At 69.9% G+C, this 24,982-nt stretch carries 27 protein-coding genes; 12 read left to right on the plus strand and 15 right to left on the minus strand.

Translation table 11 applies throughout. The features are described from left to right. Positions 1 to 23: 23 nt before the first annotated feature. On the minus strand, positions 24 to 533 hold the full coding sequence (locus EJO66_RS22255; protein WP_125966132.1) for a Rossmann-fold NAD(P)-binding domain-containing protein: 510 nt from the start codon (positions 531 to 533) through the stop codon (positions 24 to 26). Positions 534 to 745: 212 nt separating this feature from the next. Here EJO66_RS22255 and EJO66_RS22260 point away from each other — a divergent pair, with 212 nt between their 5' ends. From EJO66_RS22260 to EJO66_RS22275, 4 genes are all read left to right on the plus strand, one after another. After that, complete coding sequence (locus tag EJO66_RS22260; RefSeq protein ID WP_125966133.1) at positions 746 to 1,534, plus strand: Crp/Fnr family transcriptional regulator; 789 nt, start codon at positions 746 to 748, stop codon at positions 1,532 to 1,534. A 63-nt stretch (positions 1,535 to 1,597) separates the two neighbouring features. Beyond that, positions 1,598 to 2,563, plus strand: coding sequence for a hypothetical protein (locus EJO66_RS22265; RefSeq protein ID WP_125966134.1), 966 nt, complete (start codon positions 1,598 to 1,600; stop codon positions 2,561 to 2,563). 22 nt (positions 2,564 to 2,585) lie between these two features. Beyond that, positions 2,586 to 2,921: a BON domain-containing protein gene (locus EJO66_RS22270; RefSeq protein ID WP_125966135.1), complete on the plus strand. Its 336-nt coding sequence runs from the start codon at positions 2,586 to 2,588 to the stop codon at positions 2,919 to 2,921. A 51-nt stretch (positions 2,922 to 2,972) separates the two neighbouring features. Beyond that, entirely contained in the window at positions 2,973 to 3,245 is a 273-nt protein-coding gene (locus EJO66_RS22275; protein ID WP_125966136.1) for an ElaB/YgaM/YqjD family protein, read from the plus strand. 34 nt (positions 3,246 to 3,279) lie between these two features. On the opposite strand, the gene EJO66_RS22280 is transcribed toward EJO66_RS22275, so the two are convergent. The 9 genes from EJO66_RS22280 to EJO66_RS22320 form a co-directional block, all read right to left on the minus strand. After that, positions 3,280 to 3,465 carry a DUF2188 domain-containing protein gene (locus tag EJO66_RS22280; protein ID WP_125966137.1) on the minus strand — a complete coding sequence of 62 codons (186 nt, stop codon included), beginning with the start codon at positions 3,463 to 3,465 and terminating at the stop codon, positions 3,280 to 3,282. Between the two features lie 7 nt (positions 3,466 to 3,472). Continuing rightward, entirely contained in the window at positions 3,473 to 5,854 is a 2,382-nt protein-coding gene (lon, locus tag EJO66_RS22285) for an endopeptidase La (protein WP_125966138.1), read from the minus strand. Positions 5,855 to 5,885: 31 nt separating this feature from the next. Continuing rightward, positions 5,886 to 7,514: a chaperonin GroEL gene (groL, locus tag EJO66_RS22290; RefSeq protein ID WP_125966139.1), complete on the minus strand. Its 1,629-nt coding sequence runs from the start codon at positions 7,512 to 7,514 to the stop codon at positions 5,886 to 5,888. Positions 7,515 to 7,569: 55 nt separating this feature from the next. Next, positions 7,570 to 7,800, minus strand: a complete 231-nt coding sequence (locus EJO66_RS22295) for a hypothetical protein (RefSeq protein ID WP_125966140.1) — start codon at positions 7,798 to 7,800, stop codon at positions 7,570 to 7,572. A 24-nt stretch (positions 7,801 to 7,824) separates the two neighbouring features. Then, positions 7,825 to 8,340 carry a CBS domain-containing protein gene (locus EJO66_RS32625; protein ID WP_164547880.1) on the minus strand — a complete coding sequence of 172 codons (516 nt, stop codon included), beginning with the start codon at positions 8,338 to 8,340 and terminating at the stop codon, positions 7,825 to 7,827. A gap of 292 nt (positions 8,341 to 8,632) precedes the next feature. Next, positions 8,633 to 9,601: an FAD:protein FMN transferase gene (locus EJO66_RS22305; RefSeq protein ID WP_125966142.1), complete on the minus strand. Its 969-nt coding sequence runs from the start codon at positions 9,599 to 9,601 to the stop codon at positions 8,633 to 8,635. After that, positions 9,582 to 11,792: a PepSY domain-containing protein gene (locus tag EJO66_RS22310; RefSeq protein ID WP_125966143.1), complete on the minus strand. Its 2,211-nt coding sequence runs from the start codon at positions 11,790 to 11,792 to the stop codon at positions 9,582 to 9,584. The genes EJO66_RS22305 and EJO66_RS22310 overlap by 20 nt, the downstream gene beginning before the upstream one ends. Before the next feature lie 10 nt (positions 11,793 to 11,802). After that, positions 11,803 to 12,270 carry a DUF2271 domain-containing protein gene (locus tag EJO66_RS22315; protein ID WP_125966144.1) on the minus strand — a complete coding sequence of 156 codons (468 nt, stop codon included), beginning with the start codon at positions 12,268 to 12,270 and terminating at the stop codon, positions 11,803 to 11,805. Positions 12,271 to 12,307: 37 nt separating this feature from the next. Continuing rightward, positions 12,308 to 12,664 carry a PepSY domain-containing protein gene (locus EJO66_RS22320; protein WP_125966253.1) on the minus strand — a complete coding sequence of 119 codons (357 nt, stop codon included), beginning with the start codon at positions 12,662 to 12,664 and terminating at the stop codon, positions 12,308 to 12,310. A gap of 373 nt (positions 12,665 to 13,037) precedes the next feature. Here EJO66_RS22320 and EJO66_RS22325 point away from each other — a divergent pair, with 373 nt between their 5' ends. Genes EJO66_RS22325 through EJO66_RS22345 form a run of 5 tightly spaced genes read left to right on the plus strand, consistent with a single transcriptional unit; the run spans position 13,038 to position 17,425 of the window. Beyond that, positions 13,038 to 13,682 (plus strand): thermostable hemolysin, encoded by a 645-nt coding sequence (locus EJO66_RS22325; RefSeq protein WP_240648672.1) that lies wholly within the window; start codon positions 13,038 to 13,040, stop codon positions 13,680 to 13,682. Continuing rightward, a complete protein-coding gene (locus EJO66_RS22330) occupies positions 13,679 to 15,127 on the plus strand; it encodes an AMP-binding protein (RefSeq protein WP_164547881.1) in 1,449 nt (482 codons plus the stop codon). The genes EJO66_RS22325 and EJO66_RS22330 overlap by 4 nt, the downstream gene beginning before the upstream one ends. A gap of 20 nt (positions 15,128 to 15,147) precedes the next feature. Further along, positions 15,148 to 15,828, plus strand: coding sequence for an iron-containing redox enzyme family protein (locus tag EJO66_RS22335; protein WP_125966145.1), 681 nt, complete (start codon positions 15,148 to 15,150; stop codon positions 15,826 to 15,828). Then, positions 15,825 to 16,709: an SDR family oxidoreductase gene (locus EJO66_RS22340; protein ID WP_125966146.1), complete on the plus strand. Its 885-nt coding sequence runs from the start codon at positions 15,825 to 15,827 to the stop codon at positions 16,707 to 16,709. The genes EJO66_RS22335 and EJO66_RS22340 overlap by 4 nt, the downstream gene beginning before the upstream one ends. Positions 16,710 to 16,762: 53 nt before the next feature. Next, entirely contained in the window at positions 16,763 to 17,425 is a 663-nt protein-coding gene (locus EJO66_RS22345) for a tetratricopeptide repeat protein (RefSeq protein ID WP_206168886.1), read from the plus strand. 9 nt (positions 17,426 to 17,434) lie between these two features. Here the strand turns inward: EJO66_RS22345 and EJO66_RS22350 are convergent, their stop codons facing one another. The 4 genes from EJO66_RS22350 to EJO66_RS22365 all read right to left on the minus strand — a co-directional run bounded on the left by EJO66_RS22350 (position 17,435) and on the right by EJO66_RS22365 (position 20,190). Beyond that, positions 17,435 to 18,790 (minus strand): ATP-binding protein, encoded by a 1,356-nt coding sequence (locus EJO66_RS22350; protein ID WP_125966147.1) that lies wholly within the window; start codon positions 18,788 to 18,790, stop codon positions 17,435 to 17,437. Next, positions 18,787 to 19,461, minus strand: a complete 675-nt coding sequence (locus EJO66_RS22355; RefSeq protein WP_125966148.1) for a response regulator — start codon at positions 19,459 to 19,461, stop codon at positions 18,787 to 18,789. The genes EJO66_RS22350 and EJO66_RS22355 overlap by 4 nt, the downstream gene beginning before the upstream one ends. A gap of 22 nt (positions 19,462 to 19,483) precedes the next feature. Then, positions 19,484 to 19,741 carry a hypothetical protein gene (locus tag EJO66_RS22360; protein ID WP_125966149.1) on the minus strand — a complete coding sequence of 86 codons (258 nt, stop codon included), beginning with the start codon at positions 19,739 to 19,741 and terminating at the stop codon, positions 19,484 to 19,486. Between the two features lie 122 nt (positions 19,742 to 19,863). After that, on the minus strand, positions 19,864 to 20,190 hold the full coding sequence (locus EJO66_RS22365) for an ArsR/SmtB family transcription factor (RefSeq protein ID WP_125966150.1): 327 nt from the start codon (positions 20,188 to 20,190) through the stop codon (positions 19,864 to 19,866). A 98-nt stretch (positions 20,191 to 20,288) separates the two neighbouring features. Between EJO66_RS22365 and EJO66_RS22370 the strand changes: the two genes are divergently transcribed. Further along, complete coding sequence (locus EJO66_RS22370; protein WP_125966151.1) at positions 20,289 to 21,179, plus strand: MBL fold metallo-hydrolase; 891 nt, start codon at positions 20,289 to 20,291, stop codon at positions 21,177 to 21,179. A 79-nt stretch (positions 21,180 to 21,258) separates the two neighbouring features. Next, a complete protein-coding gene (locus EJO66_RS22375) occupies positions 21,259 to 22,767 on the plus strand; it encodes a thymidine phosphorylase family protein (protein ID WP_125966152.1) in 1,509 nt (502 codons plus the stop codon). Between the two features lie 20 nt (positions 22,768 to 22,787). Here the strand turns inward: EJO66_RS22375 and EJO66_RS22380 are convergent, their stop codons facing one another. Then, positions 22,788 to 23,138: a hypothetical protein gene (locus EJO66_RS22380; protein WP_125966153.1), complete on the minus strand. Its 351-nt coding sequence runs from the start codon at positions 23,136 to 23,138 to the stop codon at positions 22,788 to 22,790. A gap of 694 nt (positions 23,139 to 23,832) precedes the next feature. Here EJO66_RS22380 and EJO66_RS22385 point away from each other — a divergent pair. Next, on the plus strand, positions 23,833 to 24,948 hold the full coding sequence (locus EJO66_RS22385) for a hypothetical protein (RefSeq protein WP_125966154.1): 1,116 nt from the start codon (positions 23,833 to 23,835) through the stop codon (positions 24,946 to 24,948). Positions 24,949 to 24,982: the final 34 nt, after the last annotated feature.

Raw genomic sequence — 24,982 nt, forward strand, 5'->3', positions numbered from 1 at the left:
GCTGCTCCCGCGCGCGGCGCACGTCAGGCGATGCTGTCCGACAGCAGCGCCTGCAGCACGAAGCGCCTGTTGTCCGCGGGGGAGGTCCGCTCATCGAGCTGCGCGGCAAGCCGGGCGGTGGGGTGGCTCGTGCACGCGAGGCCGTCGTAGACGGGAATGCCCGCATGCCGGCCGATCTGCCGCACGATGTCTGGCGTCATGCCCTGGCACTCGAGCGCATCGTAGAAGCGGCCGAGGAGGCGTGCGGTGTGCTCGATTGCTCCGGGGTTGCCGAGGCTCGAGAGCGCGGGGCGGATGATCGCCACATGCGCGCCCAGCTCCTCGGCTGCGCGCTGGAACAGCAGCCGGCTCTCGCTGCGGTCGCTGCCTTCGTCGCAGAGGATGCCGAGCTTCTTCCCCTTGAGCTGCAGCGAAGGGGCGCCCCGCAGCGAGGCCGCCTGCAGCAGGCGCGCGCGGCTCACCAGGGCCGCCTCGTCCTGCGGCGACAGCGCCTGGAATGCCGAGCAATTGTGGATTTCAAAGGGAAAGAGCATGAACCCCCGGGGTCTGAGCGCGCAAGGCTAGCCCCCGCAGGGCATGTCCGGTTTGATACAGATCAAGGCCGGTCGCGTCGGCGCTGATACACGCCGGACACAAAACATTCACCGAGCGTTACCCACCGATTCCGGCCGTTGTCATTGTGTTGTCGGGCGCTTCCTAGCATCCCTTCATCGACCCGCGACCCACCAACACCCAGGAGTTCTTCATGTTCAACCCGTCCCAGACCCAAGCCGCCGCACCGGCGATGAACGGATTCCTCGCCGCACGCGCTGTGCCGCAGGCAGGCATGGCGGTCCACGAGCGGGCCAGCCAGAAGCTGGTGGAGACGCAGAAGCTGCTGAAGGAGCGCCTGGCCCCGCAGCGCCGCGTGGTGCATGCGGGCGATGTGATCTACCAGGCCGGCGAGCGCTTCGGCAATCTCTACATCCTGAACTCGGGCTTCTTCAAGATCGTGAACCTGTCCGCGGACGGACGCGAACAGGTGGTGGGCCTGAAGTTCCGCGGTGACTGGCTCGGCTTCGACGGCATCGCCGCCAACCACTATGCCTGCGATGCCGTGGCCATGGACACGGGCGAGGTCTGGGTCGTCTCCTACGAGGCGCTGCTGACCGCCTGCCTCGCCGAGCCCGCGCTGCTGCAGGTGTTTCACACCGCCATGAGCCGCGAGATCGCCCATGACCGGGATTCGCTGATGTCGGTGTGCACGCTGCCGGCCGACGCGCGGGTGGCCGACTTCCTGCGCTACTGGGCCGAATCGCTGGCCGAGCGCGGCATGCGCACCGACCAGATCACGCTGCGCATGACGCGCGCCGAGATCGGCAACTACCTGGGCATGACGCTCGAGAGCGTGAGCCGGGCGCTGTCCCGCCTGGCGCGCGACAAGGTGATCGAGTTCGTGGAAAAGGGCCGCCGCGAGGTGCAGATTCCCGACGTGGGCGCTCTGTCGGCCTTCGTGCAGCGCTGCCTGGCGCCGGCGCCCGCCATGCTGCAGTGAGCCGCGCGCGGCCGCGGACCCGTCGGGGTCGACAGCGGCCCCTCGAAGCGGGAACAATGCGCCATGACTCGATGCTTCGACGTCTGCAACGGCGATGCCGATGGCCTCTGCGCCGTCGTCCAGTGGCGTCTCGAGGACACCCGGCCGGCGGAGCTCGTGACGGGACTGAAGCGCGAGATCGCGTTGCTCGCCCGCGTCGTCGAGGCCCAGGCGGGCGACCAGGTCAACGTGTTCGACCTGTCCATGCAGCGCAACCGCGCCGACCTGCTGCGCCTGCTCGACCAGGGTGTGCACGTGCGCTACTTCGATCATCATGCGACCGGTGGACTTCCTTCCCACCCCGGCCTGGAATCCCATGTCGACGAGGCGAGCGATGTCTGCACCAGCCTGCTGGTGGACGCCCATCTGGGCGGTGCGCACCGGGCCTGGGCCCTCGTCGGCGCCTATGGCGACAACATGGCGTCGGTCGCCGACCGGCTGGCTGGCGGTGCCGGCTTCGAGCCGGGCGACCGAGCAGGCCTTCGGCGCCTGGGTGAGCTGATCAACTACAACGCCTACGGCGACGACGAGCGCGACGTGTGCATCCCGCCCCGCCTGCTGTACCCGCTCATGGCGTGCTATGCGGACCCGCGCGACATGATGGCGCACGAACCCATCGTCGAGGACATCGACGCCATGCGGCGCGGCGACCTGCGGCAGGCGGCGGGCGCGACGGTGCTCTGGCAGGGTCCCACGGGCAGCGTGCGCATGCTGCCCGACGCGCCATGGAGCCGGCGCGTGCTCGGGTGCTTCGCCAACCGCCTGGCCGGCGAAGCGCCGGACCTCGCGCATGCCGTGCTGGCACCGGGGGCGCAAGGCTTTGTCGTCAGCGTGCGTGCGCCGTTGGCGCATCCCCACGGCGCCCATGCGCTGTGCAGCCGCTTCGGCGGCGCCGGACGTGCACGCGCCGCCGGCATCGATAGCCTCGGCACCGGCGACCTGGAGCGCTTCGTCGCCACCTTCGCCACCACCCGCTGGTCTCCAGGGTGAATCGTGAAATTCGGATGCGCAGCTGGTGAATGACGTCACCCGCGCGCTGGCATGGGAGCCTGCCGTCCATGCCGCGAATGTCGGGATGGCGGTGAAGGACGGCGTGGTGACGTTGACGGGCCATCTCGACTGGGCGTACCGGCGCAACGCCGCCGTGCGCGCGGTGCAGCCGCTCGCCGGCGTCGTGGAGGTCCGCAGCCGCATCGCGCTGAAGGCGCGCCTGATCCCCGCCGACATCGGAACCCCTGTTCGCGAAGCGCTCGAGCGCCAGGCCCGCGGCATATCGAGCGTGGTGAACGAACTCGAGGTGGCGGGCTCCCTTGACCTGCGTCAATCCGGCGGGCGCGCTCCTGCCTAGCATGGGTGATGCGTGCCGGATGCACGCCAACATCATGAAAAGGACGATGCCATGAACGCGACAATTCACGCCGCCACGCAAGCGCTCGAGCGGGCCCTGGACGAGACGATCGGCGAGGCACGGTTCGCCGAGGCCGGCGACAAGCTGATCTCGAACTTCAAGCGCGCGTGCTCGCAAGCCGATGCGCTGCAGGACGAAACCGTGCGCGCCGCGAGATCGGCGGTGCGCCGCACCGACCGGGCCATCCACCGTCATCCGTACAGCGCGATCGGCGTCGTCGCGGTGGCCGCGATCATCGTCGGGGCCCTGGCGGCCAGGCGCTGAGGCGCACCTCTTTGGATCGCCGGGCCGCTGCCGCCTACCGGGCGCCGCCCGGCAGCTGGCGGCGCGCCCATTCCTTCGCCTTGGCAATGCCGATGCGGATCGCCTTCCCGTCGTCGCAGCCCTCGGCCAGCAGCGCGTTGGCGATATCCACGGCCTTTTGCCGCACGCGCGGCGGCAGCCGGCGCATGGCTGCGGGATAGCGCTCACCGGTCCAGGGCATGCGCGGCTCAGCCGCCCGTCGTGCCGGTGCGCGGCAGCTCTTCGGCGGCAGTCAATCCGTGGCGTATCGCATCGTCCACCGTGTCCAGCCCGACGATGCGAAGCGTCGCGCGAACGCTCTCAGGCACATCGCGCAGATCCTTCAGGTTGCGCGACGGCAGCAGCACGGTGCGCACGCCGGCGCGCTGCGCCGCCAGCACCTTCTCCTTGATGCCGCCGACCGGCAGCACCAGGCCGCGCAGGCTGATCTCGCCGGTCATGGCCACGTCGTGGCGCACCGGCCTGTCGGTGTACAGCGAGGCCAGCGCGATGAACAGCGCAACGCCGGCGCTCGGGCCGTCCTTGGGAATGGCACCGGCGGGGATGTGCAGATGGATGTCGACGTCGGCGAAGCCCGCAGGCGACACGCCCAGCGAGACCGCGCGCGCCTTCATCAGTGTCAGCGCGGCCTGCGCGCTCTCCTTCATCACGTCGCCCAGGTGGCCCGTGAGGTTCAGCTTGCCATGGCCCGGCACGCGCGTGGCCTCGATGAAGAGGATCTCGCCGCCCGCGGGCGTCCAGGCCAGCCCCGTGGCCACGCCCGTCACGTGACCGGTGCCGGTCAGCGCGGCCTCGTGTTCATAGGGTGCCGGGCCCAGGATGGCATCCAGTTCGGTTGCGTCGATGCGGATGTCGGCCGTCGAGCCTTCGGCGACCTGCACCGCGGCGTGCCGCATGACGCGCCCGAGCTCGCGCTCGAGCTGGCGCACCCCCGCCTCGCGGGTGTAGTCCGAGACGATGGACCGCAGCGCGTCGGCCGAGATCTCGCATTGCCCTTCCTTGAGGCCGTTGGACTCGCGCTGGCGCTGGATCAGGTAGGTCAGCGCGATCTGCATCTTTTCTTCCTGCGTGTAGCCCGGCAGTTCGATCACCTCCATCCGGTCGCGCATCGGCGCCGGAACGTTGTCGATCACGTTCGCGGTGGCGATGAACACCACCCGGCTCAGGTCGAAGGGCACGCCCAGGTAGTTGTCGCGGAAGCTGTTGTTCTGCTCGGGGTCGAGCACTTCGAGCAGCGCGGCCGACGGGTCGCCCTGTGCGCTCGCGCCGATCTTGTCGATCTCGTCGAGCATCATCACGCAATCCCGGGCGCCGGCGCGCCGCAGTCCCTGCACGATGTTGCCGGGCATCGCGCCGATGTAGGTGCGCCGGTGTCCCCGGATCTCGGCCTCGTCGTGCACGCCCCCGAGCGACACGCGCGTGAAGGGCCGCTGGATCGCGCGCGCGATGCTCTGCCCGAGAGAGGTCTTGCCGACGCCGGGCGGTCCCACGAAGCACAGGATGGGCGCGCGGCCGGTGGGGTTGAGCTTTCTCACCGCGAGAAACTCGACGATGCGCTGCTTCACGCGCTCGAGCCCGAAGTGGTCGGCCTCGAGCGACCGGCGCGCCGCCGCGAGGTCCAGCGGCGCCTCGGGCCCGAGGGTCCATGGAAGCTCCACCATCCAGTCGAGGTAGTTGCGCAGCATCGAGTATTCGCCTGACGCGTCGGGCATCCCGCGCAGGCGGCCGAGTTCCTTGCGCGCATGCGCCTCGACCTCCGCAGGCATGCCGGCCGCGGCAATCGCCGCTTCGATCCGCGTGAACTCCTCGTCGTCGGCGCCTGTCTCGCCCAGCGCGGCCTGGATCGTCTTCAGCTGCTGGCGCAGCAGGTACTTGCGCTGCTGGTCGTCGAGCTGCTCCTTGGTGCGCTCGCCGATTTCCCGCGACAGCCGCAGCACCTCCACGCGGTGCGAGAGCAGCTTCAGGAGCTGGCCGATGCGTTCCGAGGGCGACAGTACTTCGAGCAAGCCCTGCTTCTCGCTCACGTCGGCATCGATCACGCTGGCCGTGATGTCGGCCAGGGCGGACGGCTCCCGCGTGGTCTGCAGCGCATGCACCAGCTCCGCCGGCACGCTGGGCAGCAGCGACAGCAGTTCGATCGCGCGCTCGCGAAGCTGCAGCGCCAGCGCCTCGGACTCGGCGGACACGTCGGCGACCTCCTCGACGATCTCGATCTTCGCGGCGAGATAGGGCTGGCCTTCCACCGGCGCCACGATGCGGAACCGCTTCAGGCCCTGGCAGACGGCGTGGTGCTGGCCTTCGCCGGAGTCCAGGTGCTGCACGATTCTCGCGAGGGTTCCCACGGCGCACAGGCTCGCGACCGACGGATCGTCTTCGCCCGGTTCCTTCTGCAGGACGATGCCGATCGGCGCGTCCTCGGCAATCGCGTGCTGGAGCGCAGCAACCGATTTCTCGCGCCCCACGCTCACAGCGGTTACGACATGCGGGAACAGCACGAGGTTGCGCATCGGGATCAGCGCCACCGACTCGGGCAGCGCGGCAGCGGGGGGCGGGACGGGGACAGTGGTCATGGGATTCTCCGAGAGCCGCGAGCGGCGGGCTTCAGTAGAGATCGCCGCCGGCGCCGCCCTGCACGTGCGGGGCTTCCTTCCTGGGAGCGATGGCGATCATGCAGTCGGTGCTCAGGATCAGGCTGGCGATCGATGCGGCGTTCTGCAGGGCCAGGCGCGTCACCTTGGCGGGATCGATGACGCCCATCTCCAGCATGTCTCCGTACGCGCGCGTCGCCGCGTTGTAGCCGTAGCTCGGCTGGACCGCCTCGGCGACCCGGGCCAGCACGATGGACGGCTCGTCGGCTGCGTTGCTGACGATGCGGCGCAGGGGCTCCTCCAGCGCACGCTGGACGATCTTGATCCCCGACCCGTGGTCGATGGTGGGCGAGGCAAGCTGCCCCAGGCTCCTGCGTGCCCGCAGCAGCGCCACGCCGCCGCCCGGGACGATGCCTTCCTCCACGGCCGCCCGCGTGGCGTGCAGCGCATCCTCGACCCGCAGCTTGCGCTCCTTCAGTTCGGTCTCGGTTGCGGCGCCCACCTTGATCACTGCCACGCCGCCCGAGAGCTTCGCGATGCGCTGGTCCAGCTGCGTGCGCTCGTATTCGCTGGTCTGGGCTTCGCGCTCCTGGCGGAGTGCCGCAATCCGGTCGCGGATGGCCTGCGGTTCGCCCGCACCGCCGATCAGCGTGGTGCTGTCCTTGTCGATCACGATGCGGCGTGCACGGCCCAGGTGGTCGAGCGTGGCCTTCGCCAGGCTCAGGCCCAGCTCGGTCGAGATCACTTGCCCGCCGGTCAGGATGCCCATGTCCTGCAGCAGCAGCTTGCGCCGGTCGCCGAAGCCCGGCGCCTTGACCGCGCAGGTCTTCACCACCCCGCGCATGCTGTTGATCACCAGCGTGGCCAGGGCATCCGCATCCACGTCCTCGGCGATCACGAGCAGGGGGTCGCCCGACTTCGCCGCGGCTTCGAGCAGCGGGACGAGGTCGTTGATCGCGGACAGCCGCTGGTCGCACAGCAACACCAGGGCGTTCTCCAGCAGCACGGTCTGCTTCTCGGCGTTGTTGATGAAGTAGGGCGACAGGAAGCCGCGGTCGAACTGCATCCCCTCGACGATCTCCAGTTCGCTGACGAGCCCCGAGCCGTCCTCGATGGAGACGGCACCCTCGCGGCCCGCCTTGTCCATCGCGCGGGCGATGAGGTCGCCGATCGAGCGGTCGTTGTTGGCCGAGATCGCGGCCACGTGCGCGATCTCCTGCGAACTCGTGCAGGGCTGCGAGAGCGCCTTCAGCTCGTCCACCACCGCCGCGACCGCGAGGTCGATGCCGCGCTTGAGGTCCATGGGGTTCATGCCCGCCGCCAGGTACTTCAGCCCTTCCTGGATCATCGCGTGGGCCAGCACAGTGGCGGTGGTGGTGCCGTCGCCGGCCATCTCGCTGGTGCGGGCCGCCACTTCGCGCAGCAGCTGCGCGCCCATGTTCTCGAACCGGTCCTCCAGCTCGACCGCGCGGGCGACGACCACGCCGGAGTTGACGATCTGCGGCGGGCCGTACTCGCTGTCGATGATCACGGTGCGCCCGCGCGGACCCAGCGTGACCTTCACCGCCTCGGCCAGGGCATCCACGCCGCGGCGGATCTTGTCGCGGGCCTCTCCACGAAAGAGCAGTTGCTTGGCAGTCATCGAATGCATCTCCATGGATGGCGGCGGCGGCGCGCAGGCCGCGCGGGTTCAACGATCAGGCGGGCCTGCAGACGATCTCGGGCCACAGCGTGGTGGATGCAGGGCTGTAGTGCCACACGATCCTGCGCACCCTGACGCGGCCCTTGGCTTCCTGCGGCACGTCCGCGTCGTCGGGAATCACGAGGGTGTCGCCCACCTGGGGCAGCGGGCCCGGGTGCGGATGGTGGGTCGTGCCGACCTGCAGCTCGCACGATGCCTTGCCGGACAGGCGTAGCGTGATCTTCATGGCCATGCCCCGGGCGGGTCCGGCTCAGCCGACCACCGTGTTCCAGCCGGCCGTGCCGACCGAGGGAACCCGCAGCGGCATCGGCGGCGTGTCGTCGACCTGCGAGGCCTCGCGCTGAAGCCCGCTGCGGATCACCTTGGACAGGCCGGCGATCTCTTCCGCGCAGGCGTCCATCAGGTCGTCCAGCGCGACGACGCCGACGACGCGCTCCTGGGCATCGGTCACCAGCACGCGCCGCACGCCATGCGCTTCCATGACGGCCATGGCGTCGGCGAGGTCCGCGCTCTCGGAGACGCTCACGATCGTCTCGCTCGCGAGCTCGCCGACCTTCATGCCCGCAGGGTCCAGGCCCTGGGCCAGGACGTCGATCACGAGGTCGCGATCCGTGACGATGCCGGTCACGCAGGCGCCCGCGCCCACCGAGTGGGTGATGACCAGGGCGCCGACGTGCTGCTCGCGCATCATGGCGGCCGCCTGGAAAAGCGTGCTGCCGCCGTCCACGGCCACCAGGCGCCGCGTGCAGATGGATGAGATGTTCATGGGACCTTCTTTCGTGGAAATGGGTTCTCGCGAAGCGCGTCGTCCATTCTGGAGAGGGCGGGCCACGGCACGTTGCGCTGGATCAAGGATGCGGCCGGTGCCGGGGCGAATGCCCTGCGGCGGCTTCCCTAAGCTGGCGTCAATCGGCGGCAGCGACCATGCACCCCATGCCCGGACCGCTGCCGGCGGCGGGTTTCCTGAGGAAAGTGCATGTTCATGCCTCTGTCGTCGCGCACCCGCATGGAGGCCGACCGCCGAGTTCGCGGCGCACGAATCTGACTCACACTTTGCATCAGCAGCTAGCGAAAAGGCCGGTACCGACCTTGCGAAGCTCATCGTGCTCGCGCGTGACGAAGAGTGCATCGAGCCCCTGCCGCCGCGCATGGTCGCGCCCGGCCTCGGCACCGAGCACCATCAGCGCCGTGGCGTAGGCATCGGCATCCGTACAGGTCGGTGCGATGACCGTGACCGACGCGACCGCCCCGCGCAGCGGCGCGCCCGTGCGTGGGTCCATCGTGTGCGAGATGCGCTCGCCGCCGATCACGCGCCATTGCCGATAGTCGCCCGAGGTCGCGATCGCGGCGTCGCCGAGCTCGATCACGCCCATGGCCGTGCGCCGGTCGTCCTCGGGCGCTTCCAGTGCGATGGCCCATGGCGAGCCGTCGGGCCTGCAGCCGCGGGCGCGCATTTCACCATCGATGCCGACCAGCCAGGAGCCGACGGCGTGCCGGTCCAGCACACGCGCGAGTTCGTCCACGCCGAAGCCCTTGGCGATGCCGCACAGGTCCAGCGCGACGCGCGCATGCTTGCGCACCCGGCGCCCCGGCAGGTCGACCTCCAGCAGTTCATCGAGCGGCCGGCAGGCGGGCGAGCCTGTCGACGTGTTTCGCGGGCAACTCCTGCCTGCCGGGCCGAAGCCCCAGGCGTCGACGAGTTCGCCGACGCCGATGTTGAACGCATTGCCGGTCTCGCGCCCGACCTCGCCCGCCCGTACCAGCACCGACGCCAGGTTCGCGGAGACGGGAACCCAGCCGTCCGGCGCCGCGCGGTTGAGCCGCGACAGGTCGGAGTCGGCCTTCCAGTTCGACATCTGCGCATCGACGGCGGCGACGGCCGCTGCCAGGGCGCCGACGATCGCCTGCACGTCGGTCTCTTCCGGCACGACGAAGCGCGCGGTGTAGCGCGTGCCCATCGTCGCGCCGCTCGTGCGGCAGTCCTTCAGCCGCGCGCCGCGCAGCCACTCAATAGACGTCCTCGACATAGCGTCCCTGTGTCTTCAGTTGTGCGACCGACAGGCCGGAGCCTTCCAGGATGCGGTCCCAGGCGTGCGCCACGCCCTCGGCCATCTGGCGGCCGCCGCACACCATGACCTGCGCGTCCTGAGCGATCGACGCGCGCAGGCGCCGGGCGTCCGCGAGCAACCGGTCCTGCACGTAGGCTCGATCGGCACAGCGCGAGAAGGCGGTCGTCAGCGTGCGCAGCCGGCAATCGTCGACGAGGCTGTCCAGTTCGTCGCGATAGAGAAAGCCGTCGTCGGCGCTGCGCGCGCCGAAGTACAGGTGCATCGGGCGTCTGGCGCTGTTGTGGCGGATGAAGCCGATCAGCGGACCGATGCCGGTTCCCGCGCCGATCAGGATCAGCGGCGCAGCACCGGCGGCGGGGCGGAAGCTCTGGTGCGGTCGAACGAAGGCCCGGATCGCGGCGCCCGGCGACAGGCCGGTGAGGTAGCCGGAGCATATGCCGCCGGGTTGGCGGCGCACGCAGATTTCGGCCACGCCATCCGGCGCCGCGCTCACCAGGGAGTAGTAGCGCGGCGAGGCGCCGCCCGGCGGTACCACGCCCAGCAGGTCGCCGGTCTCGAATTTCGGCAGTCCCGGCAGGCCGAGCCAGCTGCGCCAGGCTCTCGCGGGCGCCCGAGGTGCAAAGCGCAGGACTGCGGTCAGGGTCTGGGGATCGGCGCCGTAGTCGGTTCGCGAGACGAGTTCGAGCGCCGTCGTGCGCGGCAGCAGCGGCTCGTAGCGGATGTCGAGCGTCATCCCGAGCGTCTCGCCGAGCCACTTGCACCATTGGCGGAACTCGGGCTCCGACTGCCGGTCCACCGTGCCCGCTTCCCCCAGCGCCTCCAGCCCTCTGGCGGCGAGTGCGTCGTGGACCTGGCGTGCATAGCCACAGAAGTGCGGGAATTGCCGGTCGCCGAAGCCGAGCACGGCGAACGCGACGGCGGGCCCGGCGGGCAGGCGGGCAAGCCGGGGCAGAAACTGGCGCGCGCCCTCCGGTGCCTCGCCGTCGCCGTAGGTCGCGGTCAGGACGAGCAGGCGCCGCAGGCCGTCGTGAGGGGTCTCGATGTCGTTCATCGGCGCCGCATGCACCCGCAGGCCCGCGCGCGTCAGCGCCGCGTGCAGCGCCGCGGCGAATCCCCAGGTCGTGTGGGTCTCGCTGCCGACCAGCAGCAAGGTGTCGGCGTCGCGCCTCGGGGCGTTGTTCGCCAGGCGGGGCAGGCTCTGGCGCCGGTGCAGCCACAGCAGGAAGCCGGTCGCCGCGAGCAGCGGCACCGCGAGCGACGAGGCGCCAAGCACCAGCCCCAGCCACCACAGCCCCTCGCCGGTATGCAGCATGCGCACGGTCGCGTGCAGGCGCTGCCACCCGTCGAGCTCCCGGTAGGCGAGCCAGGTGCCCGTGGCAGGATCGATCACGCCCGCGCCGTCCGCGATCTCAAGCTCGATGACGTCGCTCGGGTCGTCCGGACTCGCGAGCTTCAACTGCGCCAGTTGCGACACGTCCACGGATTGCAGCACCGCCATCTGCTCGAGCGCCATCCGCGCCGCCCCGCTCGGGCGCAGGTCAAGAAGAGGGTCCGCATCACCGCCTTCGGGGATCAGGCCGAAGGTCGCAAGCGACATGACCAACCCGGTTGCCGCCGACAGCGCGAGCCCGGCGAGCGCGGGGCGTGCGCTCTCGTTGTGCAGCCGCTGCAGCGTGCTGCCGCGTACACGGCCCAGCAACAGCTTCCATCCGCCCATTCGCCGCGCGAAGAGCGTGAGGCCCGAAAGCACGACGAACAGCATGAAGGCGGCGGCAACCCCCGTCGCAACACGGCCGAGGTCGTCGAGCAGCAGCTTGCGATGCAGGTTCTTCAGCCAGCGCTGGGTGGCCGAAGGCCGATAGGCGGCGACCGCCTCCCCGCTGGCGGGGTCGATGACCGATGCGCGCTGCTCGCTGCCCACCATGTGGTAAGCCACGATCACGCCCGAAGGCTGGCGCACCAAGGTCTCCACGCCGGGCAGGCGCGCGTTCACGCGGCTGGCGAGCGTTGCGACGTCGACGCCGCTCGCGCCCGCCGCACCCGCCCGCTCGAAGGCGGGAAACACCGACAGCACCGATCCCGTCAGGGCGACGAGCACGAGCAGCAGTGACGCGATCAGGGCGGGGATCGAATGGAGCGTCCGCAGCATCGCGCTCCTGTCAGAGGGTATAGCGGAACGATCTGACGTAGCCGCGTCCGGCGGCCGGCTTGCCCGTGCCTGCCCTGGTGAGCGGAACGACGACTTCCGAGGGGTTCTCCTTCATCTTCTCGACCGCGGTGTCGACGTGGATCTCGTAGCCGGCGTCGAGCAGCGTGTCGGCCAGATCGACGGTCACGCGCAGGGTCTTGCCGGCGCCGACACTTGCGCCGCTGATGCCGTCCACCTTCGCCTTGCCGCCCGTTGCGCGGTACCAGTCACCCAGGTGGCGCCAGTACTTCGCCTTGGTCCCCGCGACCCACAGGGTGCTTTGGTAGCGGCCGCTGCCATCGGTCACGTAGATGGCCACGTAGGCGCCATCGCCGCCGTAATCGGCCAGCTGGGCCTCGATCGCGATCTGGCGCGCCGAGACGTTGGATGGTGCGGCGAGGGCGCCCGCGACCGCCGCAGCGGTCCATGCATGCTTCATGGGTGATCTCCTGGTGTCGGTAACTTGGGGGGAAGGCTCAGCCGATTCCGGCCCCGGGCTTCGCGCCCGGCGGCGTCTCGGGGGGTGTGCCGTGCCTGCGCTCGCGATCGCGATCGCCGTGCTCGCGCTTCATGCGCAGGACCTTGAGCGTCACCGGGTCGAGCTTGGCCTTGAAGCGGCGGTCGTCGGCATCTCGGCCTTTGATTTCGTAGCAGCCGTCGTCGATCTTGAGCTTGTCGATGCGCCAGCCGTTGCGTTCGGCCAGCGCGCGCACGGCACTGCGCGGCTGCCACGTTTCGGAGGGGGCATCGCACTCATCTTCAGCGCGCACCGGCTGCGCGACCAGCACGAGAATAGCCAGCGCGAGGTTTCGGATCGCAAAGAAATGATTCATCGGTCGCGCGCCCCAATTGAGAGTCGCCGCGGAGATTGCGCCCGAAACATGGACGTGACCTTGCGTTGGATCAAACGTCTTGACGACCTGCAAGGCTGACTGCCGCCGCCCCCGGCCAGCAGGCGCCGCGTCCAGATGGATGAGAGGTTCATGGAAACTTCTTTCGGAATCGGGTTGGCGGAACGTGGCGAAGCGCGTGTTCATTCCGCAGAGCGCGGGCCATGGCGCGTGGCGCTGGATCAAGGGTGCGGCTGGTGCCGGGGCGAATGCCCTGCGGCGGCTTCCTTAAGCTGGCGTTAATCGGCGGCAGCGACCATGCACCCCATGCCCGGACCGCTGCCGGCGGCGGGTTTCCTGAGGAAAGTGCATGTTCATGTCCCTGTCGCCCCGCACCCGCATGGTCGAGCCGCCAGCCGGCGTTCCCGCCGTGACCCCGGCCGAATTCGCGGTGCACGAGCGCCACGATCCGCGCCGCGCCGCGGTCGAGGATTTCATCCGCGGCATCTACGCGCACCGCTACGGCGCGCAGGTGTCGCACTTTGCGCCGCGGCTGGTGAGCCTGCGCAGGAACGGCGAGCTCGTCGCCGCGGCCGGCTACCGCAACGCGGCGCACGGTGCGCTGTTTCTCGAGCACTACCTGTCGTCGCCCGTCGAGGTGCTGCTCGCCGGCTGCGCGCTCGGCCACCCGGCGCGCGAGGACATCGTCGAGGTCGGGCATCTCGCGGCAAGCCGCGCCGGCGAGGGACGGCAGCTGATCCAGTGGCTGGCGCCGCATCTGGCGACCGAAGGCTTCGAGTGGATCGTCGGCACGGTGACCCAGGAGCTGCGCAAGATGCTCGTGCGCCTGGGCGTGGTTCCGCTGACGCTCGGCGCGGCCGACGCGTCCGCGCTGGGTGCCGAGGCCGTGCATTGGGGAAGCTACTACGACCACCATCCCGTGGTGCTGGCCTCCCATCTGCGGCTTGCGCTGCGCCGCCACATGGCGCGCCGGTCCACGGCCCCGGGAGCACAGGCGTGAGCCCGCGCACCGAGGCGTCCGGCGTGGCGCTGGACGACGGCGAGCGCCGCCTCGCGTTCGCCGAACTGGAAGACGAGGCGAACCGGCTCGCCGAACGGCTGCGGGCAGAAGGCAGCCGCGTCGTCGCCACCCTGATGGACAACTCGCCCGCCTGGGTGGTGGCCGACCTGGCTGCAGCGCGGGCGAAGGTGGTGCATGTGCCGCTGCCGGTGTTCTTCGCACCCGGGCAGATCGACCATGCGCTGCGCGCTGCCGGCGTGGACACCGTGCTGACCCTGCCGCCCCTCGCCGCGCGTTGGCCGGCAGGCGCCGCCTCGGGCCTGGCGGTCGCGGGCCAGCCGCTGTCGATCGTGCGCCTGGCGGCGGCGGCCCCGCCGATGCCGGCGGGCACGGCCAAGATCACGTTCACTTCCGGCACCACCGGCGCGCCCAAGGGCGTGTGCCTCGATGCCGATGCCATGCGCCGGGTGGCCGAGGGCCTCGTCGAGGCGATGGCGCCGCTCGACATCCGCCGCCACCTCTGCGCGCTGCCGTTCGCGGTGCTGCTGGAGAACATCGCGGGCGTGATGGCGCCGCTGCTGCGCGGCGCCACCTGCGTCACGCTGCCCCTGCAGCAGCTGGGCCTGAACGGCTCCTCGGGCTTCGACGCGGCCCGCTTCCATGCCTGCGCGGTGGCGCAGCAGCCGCACAGCATCATCCTGCTGCCGCAGATGCTGCGCGCCTGGTCCGGCTACCTGCTGCAAAGCGGCCAGCGTGCGCCGGACTCGCTGAAGCTGGTGGCCGTGGGCGGGGCGGCGGTGGGCGCCAAGCTGCTCCGCGACGCACGCGCGCTCGGCATTCCGGCTTTCGAAGGCTATGGCCTGTCCGAAGGCGCTTCCGTGCAGACGCTCAACCTGCCCGGGCACGACCGCCCCGGCACGGCCGGCCGCGCGCTGCCGCATGCGCGGCTGCGCATCGCGCCGGACGGCGAAGTGGAGGTGGCCGGCAGCCTGTTCCTCGGCTACCTCGGCGACGCCGCTGCACCGCCGCAGTGGTGGCCCACGGGCGACCTGGGCCGGATCGACGCGGATGGCTACCTCCACATCAGCGGCCGCAAGAAGCATCTTCTGATCACCGCCTTCGGCCGCAACGTGTCGCCCGAATGGGTCGAGACGGCCCTGCGCGGCGAGCACGCCGTTGCCCAGGCCGTGGTGTTCGGCGACGCCCAGCCGGCACTGAGCGCAGTGCTCTGGCCGGTGCGGGCCGACGCGCCCGATGCGCAGCTGCAGGCCGCCGTCGACGCCGCCAATGCCACGCTGCCCGACTATGCCCGGATCCGGCGCTGGGTCCGGGGCCGGGCGAACTTCGATGCCGCATCCGGCATGGCCACGGCCAACGGCCGTGCGCAACGCGCCGCCATCCTGCAACTGCACGCCGATGCCCTCGACATCGCCGCCGCATCCTGACCGAATCCACTGGAGTCCCCATGAGTTTCCATGACCGCCTGGTCGCACAGACCACCGACACCCGCGCGGGCCTGCTCGGCACGCCCATCATCCAGGGCTGCCTGCGCGGCGAGGTCTCGCTGCCGAGCTACCTGGCCTTCCTGCGCGAGGCTTACCACCACGTGCGCCACACCGTGCCCCTGCTGCAGGCCTGCAAGGCGGCCTTGCCGGAACGCAATGCGTGGCTGCGCGGACCTCTCGACGAATACGTGGAGGAAGAGCGGGGCCATGACGAATGGATCCTCGACGACATCCGCGCCGCCGGCGGCGATGCGCAGGCCGTGCGCAACGGACCGCCCGGCCATGCCACGGAGGTCATGGTGGCCTACGCCTACGACACCATCGCGCGGCGCAATCCGCTCGGGTTCTTCGGGATGGTGCATGTGCTGGAGGGCACCAGCGTGTCACTGGCGCTGATGGCCGCCGACCAGATCCAGAAGCCCCTGGAGCTGCCCGATGCCGCGTTCACCTACCTGCGCTCGCACGGCATGCTGGACCGGGAGCACACCGCGCATTTCGAGCTGCTGATGAACCAGGTCGAGGACCCGCAGGACCAGGCGGACATCGTCCATGCCGCGCGTGCCTTCTACCGCCTGTATGGCGACGTGTTCCGCAGCCTGCCGCTGCCGCAGGCGAACGCCGGTGCCGGAGCGGGTGCATGAAGACCGCCGAAGCCCGGGTGCTGCTGACCGGCGCGAGCGGCGGCATCGGCCAGGCCGCGGCGACGCGCCTGGTGAATGCCGGCGCGTCGGTGATGCTGGTGGGCCGATCGCCGGCGCGGCTGGCGGCGCAGGCGAGGGCCCTGGTGCGCGACTGCGGCGTGCCCCGGCCCCGGGTGGAGTGGTACGCCGCCGACCTGACGCGCGTCGCCAGCCTGGCGGGCATTGCCGAGGTGGCATCCGGCTGGGGCAGCAACGTGCTGGTTCACAACGCGGGCGCATCGGGTTTCGGCCGGGTCGAATCGCTGGCCGCGAATGACATGGCGCAGGTGCTGCACCTCAACCTGCTGGTGCCGATGCTGCTGACCCAGGCGCTGCTGCCTCATCTGCGCAGCCTGCCGCGGGCGCAGGTCGTCTGCGTGGGCTCGGTGCTGGGACGCCTCGGCCTGCCGGGCTTCAGCGTGTATTGCGCCAGCAAGTTCGGGCTTCGCGGATTCGCGGAATCGCTGCGCCGCGAGCTCGGCGATACGCAGGTGCGCGTGCAATACCTCGGCCCGCGCACCACGCGCACCGGGTTCAACAGCGCCGAAGTGGAAGGCTACAACGAGGCCACGGGCACGGCGACGGATCGGCCCGACATCCCCGCGGCGGCACTGCTGCGGCTCATCGAGAGCGAGGACGCCGAGTGCTTCCTGGGCTTTCCCGAGAAGCTGGCCGTCCGGCTCAACGGGCTCGCGCCGGAGCTGCTGGACGGCGCCTTCGACAAGCACCGCCGCGCGCTGCCGTCGCTCGCGCCGCCGGCGCAGCCTTTCCTCGAGTGCCCGGACACCGTCGGTGCCTCCGCCGAAGCCGACTCCCATTCGCTGCTGCACAGCGTGCACTGACCCACAAAGGACCACCCATGACACCGACCGCTTCACGACTCCCTTCTTCGTCCATGCCATCCGCGGTGCAACGCCGGTGGCTGATCGGCATCGCCGCTGCCGCTGCGTTGGGAGCCGCGCTTCCGCGCGCGGCCTTCGCGGCCGGCGTCGACGATGCCGTGGTCGAGCTGCAGCACGACTGGGAAGCGATCCGCTACCAGACGCCCGCGGCCGAACGCGAGAAGCGCTTCGAGGCCCTGGCCGCCAAGGCCCGCAAGGTGAGCGAAACCTACCCGGGCCGCGCAGAGCCCCTGGTCTGGGAAGGCATCATCGTCAGCTCGTGGGCGGGCGAGAGGGGCGGCCTCGGCGCGCTGGGGCTGGTGAAGCAGGCCAAGGCCCTGTACGAAGCCGCGATCGCGATCGACGGCAATGTGCTCGACGGCTCGGCCTACAACAGCCTGGGCGTTCTCTACTACAAGGTCCCGGGCTGGCCGGTAGGGTTCGGCGACAAGGCCAAGGCGAAGGAACTGCTGCAGAAGGCACTGGCGCTCAATCCGAAGGGAATCGATCCGAACTTCTTCTACGGCGAGTACCTGGTCGAGGTCCGCCAGCCCGACCAGGCCGTTGCCTATCTCGAGCGGGCCTTGCAGGCGCCGCCCCGGCCCGGCCGGCAGGTGGCCGACAGCGGGCGCCGCGACGAAGCGCGCCAGCTGCTGGAAAAGGCCAGGGCCAGGTAGGCCGCTCCGTCAGCGGTGCGCCGCATCGAATTGCAGTGTTGCCTTCACCCCCCGGCCGCCCTCGCCGGGGCCGAACTGCAACTCGAGGCCGTGCAGTTCGGCAATGCGCCGGACGATCGACACCCCCAGGCCGCTGCCGCCTTCCTGCTGCCCGTCGGGCCGGTAGAAGCGCTCGCCCAGCCGCGTCAGTTGTTCGGCCGACAGCGGCTCCCCTTCGTTTTCGAGCTCCAGGTGCTCGCGCCCGATGCGCAGCACCACGCTCGACCCTTCCGGCGCATAGCGGACTGCGTTGTCGAGCAGGTTGCGCAGCAGCATCGTCAGCAGGTGCTCGTCGCCGAGGATCGGCAGGGGGTGCGATCCACGCGGTGGCCATTCGCAGGCCAGTTCGATGCGGCGGCGTTCGGCCGTCGCCAGGCAATCGCTCATGGCCTGCTCGACGATCCGCGGCCACTGCACCTCGGCGGTCAGGGCCGGCGCGACGCCGGACTCCACGCGCGAGAGCGAGAGCATCTGCGTCACCAGCCGTCCCATGCGATCGAGGCCGGCGCTGAGCTTGGCTTCGGCCGCGGTGCGTTCGGCCTCGCTGCCGGCGCGGCGCACCACGTCCCACTGGGCGCGCAGCACGGCCAGCGGCGTGCGCAGTTCGTGCGCGGCGTCGGCCGTGAAGCGGCGCTCGCGCACCAGCAGCTGCTCGATGCGGGCGAACAGTCCGTTCATGGCGCCCAGCAGGGGCTTGAGCTCGGCCGGTGCGCGGTCGACGGGCACGGCCTGCAGATCGTCGGCCTTGCGGCGCCGCAGCTCGGCGGTGAGCTGGTGCATCGGCGCCAGGGCGCGGCGCACGGCCCACGCCATCACCGCCAGCAGAAAGGGCAGCACCAGCAGCCACGGGACGACCTGCGTGACCGTGAGGCCGTACACCAGTTCATCGCGCTCGTACGCGTCCTGGCCGGCGGCTACCAGCCAAGCGCCGTCGAAGGACTGCAGGTAGTAGATGCGCCACGTCCTGGTCCCGATCTTCTCGTCGACGAAGCCGCTCGCATCGGGCCGCCGCGGCAGCACCGCGCCTTCGTGGTCTGCGATCACGAGGCGGCCCTTTGCATCCCACGCCGCCACGGCGAGATCGCGCACGTCCGACTCCCCGGCCTCCCGGGTGCCTTCGCCGGGCGGAGGCGGCAGCACCGGCGTAGCGCCCGGATGGCTGGGGCTCAACGTGGACTGCACCTGGCGCGCCAGCCGGATCAGTTCGGTGTCGAACAGCTCGTTGACCTCATGCCGGGCCCGGCTGATGGAGAAGTACAGCGCCACGCCCCAAACCAGCGGCGCGCAAACCAGCAGGTAGAGCAGAAGGCGGCGCTGCAGGCTCATGGCGAGGGCTGGCCGGCGCCGAGCGCATAGCCCACGCCGCGCACGGTCCGCACGATGCCCGGGTCGATCTTGCGCCGCAGGTGATGGATGTGGACCTCGAGGACATTGCCTTCGGGCTCCGTGCCGCTCCAGTCATAGAGCTTTTCCTGCAGATGGGCTTTCGAGAGCACGCGCTGCGGCTGCGCCAGGAGCGCCTCGAGCAGCGCCAGTTCGCGTCCGGTCAGATCGACGGATTCGCCTTTCCAGAGCACGAGTTTCCTGGCGGGGTCGTACTCGAGCGCACCGTGCTGCCAGACCGGTTGGGCGCGGCCGGCCGCGCGGCGCACCAGCGCCCGCAGGCGAGCGGCGAGTTCGTCGATGGTGATGGGTTTGACCAGGTAGTCGTCGGCCCCGGCATCGAGGCCGGCGATGCGCTGTTCGACGCCGTCGCGCGCCGTCAGGATGAGCAGCGGCAGCTTCAGCCCCCGATCGCGCCAGCGGCGCAGCCAGGTCATGCCGTCGCCGCCCGGGAGTCCCAGGTCCAGCACCAAGGCATCGAACGAGGCGCCGGACAGTGCTGCGTCGGCCTGGCCGCCGCTGCCGAACCAGTCGACCGCATGGCCGAGCTGGCGCAGGCCGGTGGCCAGCGCATCGCCGAGCAGGGGATCATCTTCGACAATCAGCAAGCGCATGTGAAAGCGGCGCTCCTTGGCCTCAGAAGCCGGCCAGAGCCAGGATGCGGGACAGTGTAGACCCGCTCATCCCGAACCACTCGTCGTCGAAGGCGTTGTAGATCCCGCACACGAGGGCGGCGGCTCCGATGGCCAGGACCCCCATGATGGCGAGGACCGCGGCATCCGCAAGGCGGCGGCCGCTGGCGGCGGCGGGGACCTCCTTGCTGCGCGGCTCTGGCGCCTCGGCGCACGATGGCGCAACGGCGGCGGCGCCACCGGACTCGGCTGCAATGTTCATTGGCATCTCCACGTAGGCTCATGTCGCAGCCGCCCCGTGGGCAGGCCGCACATCACATGATCGCGGCGGCAGATTCGATTTGCCTTAAGACGCCGGCGGAAGGCGCGCCCGCAAAGCGGGGGTCAGCGTCTTTCCTTCGGGCAGTAGATCCGGTAGAGCAGGGCGAGGACCTCGAGCAGCGCCGGATCCGCCACAGCGTAGAAGATGTTCTTGCCTTGACGGCGCGTGGCGACCACGCCTTCATTGCGTAGCACGCCGAGCTGCTGGGACAGCGTCGGCTGGCGGATGCCAAGCTGCGCTTCGAGCTCGCTCACGCACATCTCGCCCTGCGACAGCTGGCACAGCAGGAGCATTCGATCTTCGTTGGCCAGCACTTTCAGCACGCCGGCCACCCGCGCGGCGGCGCCGCGCAGGATCTCGGCATCGAAGACGGGGTGGGGCGATGTCATGGCGTGCGTGAAATTTGCTCGGCGATCGGGCTTGGATTTTAATATATGAATTCATATAATGTCTGGTGACGGGTTATTGATCGACGCCGCCAAACCGAATGAACACCCCAGCCTCCATCCAGGCCTTCTTCGACCCCCAGACCGGAACCGTCTCCTACGTCGTGTGGGATCCGGGCAGCCTGCGTGCTGCCGTGATCGACCCGGTGCTCGACTACGACTTCAAGTCGGGCCACACCGGCACCGCGTCCGTGGACCGGGTGCTGGCCTGCGTGGCCGGGCACGGGCTGCAGGTCGACTGGATCCTGGAGACCCATGCCCATGCCGATCACCTCTCGGCGGCCAGCTATCTCCAGGAGCGGGTCGGCGGGCGCATTGCCATCGGCGAGCACATCCGCACGGTGCAGGCCACCTTCAAGAAGCTCTTCAACCTGGAGCGCGGCTTCCTGCCCGACGGCAGCCAGTTCGACCACCTGTTCAAGGACGGCGAGACCTTTGGCATCGGCGCCATCGAAGCCACCGCCATCCTGGTGCCCGGTCACACGCCCGCCGACATGGCCTATCTGATCGGCGGCGCGGCGTTCGTCGGCGACACGCTCTTCATGCCGGACCTCGGCAGCGCGCGGGCAGACTTCCCCGGAGGCGATGCGCGCCAGCTGTACGCATCGATGCGCCGGTTGCTGGAATTGCCGCCCGAGACGCCGATGTACGTCTGCCACGACTACCCGCCGCCATCGCGGCCGGCGCAATGGCGGACCACGGTCGCCGAGCAGCGCGCGCGCAACATCCACGTGCGCGACGGCATCACCGAGGACGAGTTCGTGGCCATGCGGCGCGCGCGCGACGCCACGCTCGAAGTGCCGACGCTGATCCTGCCGTCGATCCAGGTCAACGTGCGTGGCGGCCGGCTGCCGCCGCCCGATGGCAACGGCGTGTCCTACCTGCGCATTCCGCTGAACGCGCTGCCGGTTCGCCGCCCCGCCGCCGAGTGAGCGCCGGAATGCCGGCTTGACGGGCATCAAGCCCCGGGCGCCCGGCGCATGCCAAGCTCCATCCGGACAAGGAGCGCCCATGTCGTCACCCAACCACCTGCTGGCCCGTCGCGCCGGCATCGACACCTACCAGCAGCCCGTGGTCTACATGCGCAGCGACTGCGCCGTGTGCCGGGCCGAGGGCTTCCAGTCGCAGGCGCAGGTCGAGGTGATCGCCAACGGGCGCCATCTGTTCGCGATCCTGCACCAGGTGAACAGCGACTGGCTGCGCGGCGACGAGATCGCGCTGTCGGAGGCGGCCTGGACCCTGATGGGCGCCGCCGAGGGCGAGGAGCTGGTGGTGCGCCATCCGCCGCTCCTCGATTCGCTGGCGCACCTGCGCAACAAGGTGCATGGCGGCAGGCTGGACTACGCTGCGCTGCGCGCGCTGATGGAGGACGTGAGCCGCGGGCGCCTTCCCGACATCCACCTGGCCTCCTTCGTGACGATCTGCGCCGGCCGCGGCCTCGACCTGGACGAGACCGTGGCGCTGACCCGCGCCATGGTCGACGTCGGAGAGCGCATCGACTGGGGCGCTTCGCCCGTGATGGACAAGCACTGCATCGGCGGCTTGCCGGGCAACCGGACCACGCTGCTGGTGGTGCCGATCATCGCGGCCTGCGGCCTGATGATGCCCAAGACCTCGTCGCGCGCCATCACCTCGGCGGCCGGCTCGGCCGACGTGATGGAAACGCTCGCGCCGGTCGACCTCGACCTGGCGGCAATGCGCCGCGTGGTCGAGCGCGAAGGGGGATGCGTCGTCTGGGGAAGCGCCATGCGCGTGAGCCCCGCCGACGACGTGCTGATCCGCGTGGAGCGGCCGCTGGGCATCGACAGCGAGGGCCTCATGGTGGCGTCCATCCTGTCCAAGAAGGCCGCGATGGGGTCGCAGCGCGTGCTGATCGACATTCCGGTGGGCGCATTGGCCAAGGTGCGCAGCGATGCGGCCGCCGGCCAGCTCTCGCGCAGCCTGGTCGCGGTGGGCGCGGCGCTGGGGCTGCAGGTGCAGACGGTGTTCACCGACGGCAGCCAGCCGGTCGGCTGCGGCGTCGGCCCGGCGCTCGAGGCGATGGATGTGATGGCGGTGCTCGAACGCACCGCCGACGCACCGTCGGACCTGCGCGATCGCGCGCTCCTCTTGGCCGGGCTGCTGCTCGAACTGGCGGGCAAGGCGGCGCCGGGCAGCGGCCACGCGCTGGCGCGCGCGGCGCTGGACGACGGGCGCGCGCTTGCCCGCTTCATTGCAATCTGCGAAGCACAGGGCGGCCTGCGCGTGCCGCCGAAGGCCGCCCACACGCACTGCGTGACCGCGCCCGCGGCCGGGGTGGTGTCGGGCATCGACACCCGCCTGGTGGCGCGCATGGCCAAGCTGGCCGGTGCGCCGCGCGATCCGGCGGCAGGCGCCTCGATGCACGTGCGCTTGCAGGACCGCGTCGATCGAGGCCAGCCGCTCTTCACCTTGCATGCCGAAAGCCTCGGCGAGCTCCAGTACGCCCTGAGCTTCGTGCGCTCGCAGCTACCGGTCGTTCGCATCGAGGCCGGGCCCTGAGGCGCACGGGCGGCAGGGCCTCAACCGTCGGTATCGCGGCTGCCGGCATGCCGGCTGGAGCGGCCGAACGAGGCGGCCAGCCGCACACGATCCAGCGCGGCGCTGCGCGAGCGTGCCGGCTGCATCGGCAGGGACGGCGCTTCGTCCTCGACCACTTTCGTGCGCAGGACTTCCCATCCGCGGGACGTGATCTCGAGGACGGTGGCCGCGTCCTGCCGCAGGCAGTCGTCGCGGTCGACGTGCGGCGGCGGAATCAGCACCTTGATCAGGCCGGCGGCGTCGAGCAGGCGCAGCCTGTCGATCAGCGCGGCATCGGCCCTGGTGCAGGGCAGCGGCGTTTCGGACAGTTCCCTGAGCAGGTTCAAGCACATGGACGCGGCTTCGAAGGCTCAGTCGATCGCGAGTCGGAAGACGCCGCCGCGCCGCGTGCGGTCGAGGGGGCCGATGTTGTTCGACGGGAAGGGCATGCGTTTCTCCTGGCAGGCTGGAGCCGATCTTGGGCGGCGCAAGCCTGGCGGGGGTTGCGGCAGATCAAGAGCCTGAGCGCGGACCTGCTGGTCATGGGCTGCCGAGCGGCGCCACGCAGTCGATCCTGCAGTCGATGACGCTGCCCGTGCGGATGTCGCACTGAGCCGCTCACTCCACCCCTCGGAAAAAAAGAAGCCCGCCATCCTTGCGGATGGCAGGCCTGGTGAAGGTCCCCGCCCGGGCCTTTGGAGCCCGGGCAGTCTGGGGTTGCCTTCATCCCCACGGTGTCGGAGCGACACCATGAACTCCCCCGAGGGGATTCCCCACTGTCACCTTTGAATCTGCGGCTTTCGCTTTCGATTCATCGGTCCGTTCAATGTACGGCCGGCCATCCGCGTGCGGTTTGATCCAGCGCAAGTCCGGGCCACTTGGGGGTTCATTTCTTGCCGAGATCCACCGACCGAACATGCGTGCGCGCACCATCGTCGACGCTGCGGCAGCTGGCGCGTACACCCTGAGTCCCGATGCGTGAAGGGACCTGCGCCTTGATCTGCCGCAACCGACGGTCCCCTTCTCCCGCCTAGAGTGACAGCAAGCATGTCCCCCGCCAAGGGATTGGCAAAGGAATCCATGGCTTCCGACTCAAAAATCTGTTCCGACACTGGTTGCGTCACTGCCGACGCCGTGTGCGACCTGTTCAAGCAGGTGGTGCGACCCGAAGCGCAGTTGAACCCGCGATTCTGCGTGCTCCGGGATCGGGCCGAATTCGAGCCTGCGCGCGGGCTGGTGAGCGCATTGCATCGGACGGAAATTCGCGACAAGCGGCCGGACTATTTCGAGTATTTCCGGCGAAAGGATTTCGACAGCGCCCTCTTCGAGCTCTTCCTGGTTGCGCTGTTCAAGGCTGCGGGCCATGGAGTCGATCTCAAGCACGATGCCCCAGCCCTTCTATTGACAAAGGGCAACGCCACGGCGGCCGTCGATGCATTCACTGTCGGAACACCGGTCATTGGGGTCGAACCCCAGGTCACGTCGCCAAGGTCGGTTGCATCCGAGCCGCAATTGCACGGGTTGGGCGGAATTCTCTTCCAGCGGCTGCATCGGCGCGCCTGGCGTGTGCCTCATGCGGACGGCCATCCCTTCGTCCTTGCCCTTCAGGATTTTGATCACGGGCAGGCCCATGGCGCGCCATCTGCGCTCCTGCATTTCCTCTTCGGATCCGGCCCGTCGCAGGAACTCGGCGAACTGTTCCCGGACGGCTTCTTCGGTCACCAGGAGGCCGAGCATGTTTCTGGCGTCCTGTTCTGCAACGATGCCACGATCGCGAAGTTCAACCGACTTGGGCAGGAAGAGCACGCAGCCAGTGCAGCAAGGATGCTGCGCCATGGAGCTTGCCTTGCAGAAAACGGGGACACATCCACCGCGGCAGGCTACGCCTACGAAGTCGGCCAACGCGGTGCACAGCGTGAGCAGTGGAACGAAGGCACGGTGCTGATCCACAATCCTTTCGCTCTGCATCCCCTGCCGCCGGACTGGCTCGGTGCCTCCGCCGAGGTGAGATGCAAGGACGGCCAGACCACGGAATGCCTGGCGCATGGCTTTCATCCATTTTCGTCGACCACCGAGTTGCTGCGGCAGGATGCCCCCGCGTGGTGGGTCGAGGAGCGAAAGCGCCTTCTCGAGCAGGAGCAGGCGGCCCACCCCTCGGCGTGAACGGGCCGTACGCGTTCAAGCTGCGCCTCTGCAC

This window comes from Variovorax beijingensis (assembly GCF_003951285.1).
Classification (GTDB): Bacteria; Pseudomonadota; Gammaproteobacteria; order Burkholderiales; family Burkholderiaceae_C; genus Variovorax; species Variovorax beijingensis.

Bases quoted from the DNA above. Each gene is read 5' to 3' on its own strand.
- EJO66_RS22260 (WP_125966133.1), top strand. From the start codon at position 746: ATGTTCAACCCGTCCCAGACCCAAGCCGCCGCACCGGCGATGAACGGA.
- EJO66_RS22345 (WP_206168886.1), top strand. From the start codon at position 16,763: ATGCCATCCGCGGTGCAACGCCGGTGGCTGATCGGCATCGCCGCTGCC.
- EJO66_RS22360 (WP_125966149.1), bottom strand. From the start codon at position 19,741: ATGAACATTGCAGCCGAGTCCGGTGGCGCCGCCGCCGTTGCGCCATCG.
- EJO66_RS22315 (WP_125966144.1), bottom strand. From the start codon at position 12,270: ATGAAGCATGCATGGACCGCTGCGGCGGTCGCGGGCGCCCTCGCCGCA.
- EJO66_RS22305 (WP_125966142.1), bottom strand. From the start codon at position 9,601: ATGTCGAGGACGTCTATTGAGTGGCTGCGCGGCGCGCGGCTGAAGGAC.
- lon (WP_125966138.1), bottom strand. From the start codon at position 5,854: ATGACCACTGTCCCCGTCCCGCCCCCCGCTGCCGCGCTGCCCGAGTCG.
- EJO66_RS22335 (WP_125966145.1), top strand. From the start codon at position 15,148: ATGAGTTTCCATGACCGCCTGGTCGCACAGACCACCGACACCCGCGCG.
- groL (WP_125966139.1), bottom strand. From the start codon at position 7,514: ATGACTGCCAAGCAACTGCTCTTTCGTGGAGAGGCCCGCGACAAGATC.
- EJO66_RS22295 (WP_125966140.1), bottom strand. From the start codon at position 7,800: ATGAAGATCACGCTACGCCTGTCCGGCAAGGCATCGTGCGAGCTGCAG.
- EJO66_RS22310 (WP_125966143.1), bottom strand. From the start codon at position 11,792: ATGCTGCGGACGCTCCATTCGATCCCCGCCCTGATCGCGTCACTGCTG.
- EJO66_RS22370 (WP_125966151.1), top strand. From the start codon at position 20,289: ATGAACACCCCAGCCTCCATCCAGGCCTTCTTCGACCCCCAGACCGGA.
- EJO66_RS22375 (WP_125966152.1), top strand. From the start codon at position 21,259: ATGTCGTCACCCAACCACCTGCTGGCCCGTCGCGCCGGCATCGACACC.
- EJO66_RS22365 (WP_125966150.1), bottom strand. From the start codon at position 20,190: ATGACATCGCCCCACCCCGTCTTCGATGCCGAGATCCTGCGCGGCGCC.
- EJO66_RS22325 (WP_240648672.1), top strand. From the start codon at position 13,038: ATGTCCCTGTCGCCCCGCACCCGCATGGTCGAGCCGCCAGCCGGCGTT.
- EJO66_RS22350 (WP_125966147.1), bottom strand. From the start codon at position 18,790: ATGAGCCTGCAGCGCCGCCTTCTGCTCTACCTGCTGGTTTGCGCGCCG.
- EJO66_RS22385 (WP_125966154.1), top strand. From the start codon at position 23,833: ATGTCCCCCGCCAAGGGATTGGCAAAGGAATCCATGGCTTCCGACTCA.
- EJO66_RS22280 (WP_125966137.1), bottom strand. From the start codon at position 3,465: ATGCCCTGGACCGGTGAGCGCTATCCCGCAGCCATGCGCCGGCTGCCG.
- EJO66_RS22380 (WP_125966153.1), bottom strand. From the start codon at position 23,138: ATGTGCTTGAACCTGCTCAGGGAACTGTCCGAAACGCCGCTGCCCTGC.
- EJO66_RS22275 (WP_125966136.1), top strand. From the start codon at position 2,973: ATGAACGCGACAATTCACGCCGCCACGCAAGCGCTCGAGCGGGCCCTG.
- EJO66_RS22255 (WP_125966132.1), bottom strand. From the start codon at position 533: ATGCTCTTTCCCTTTGAAATCCACAATTGCTCGGCATTCCAGGCGCTG.
- EJO66_RS32625 (WP_164547880.1), bottom strand. From the start codon at position 8,340: ATGAACATCTCATCCATCTGCACGCGGCGCCTGGTGGCCGTGGACGGC.
- EJO66_RS22355 (WP_125966148.1), bottom strand. From the start codon at position 19,461: ATGCGCTTGCTGATTGTCGAAGATGATCCCCTGCTCGGCGATGCGCTG.
- EJO66_RS22265 (WP_125966134.1), top strand. From the start codon at position 1,598: ATGACTCGATGCTTCGACGTCTGCAACGGCGATGCCGATGGCCTCTGC.
- EJO66_RS22320 (WP_125966253.1), bottom strand. From the start codon at position 12,664: ATGAATCATTTCTTTGCGATCCGAAACCTCGCGCTGGCTATTCTCGTG.
- EJO66_RS22340 (WP_125966146.1), top strand. From the start codon at position 15,825: ATGAAGACCGCCGAAGCCCGGGTGCTGCTGACCGGCGCGAGCGGCGGC.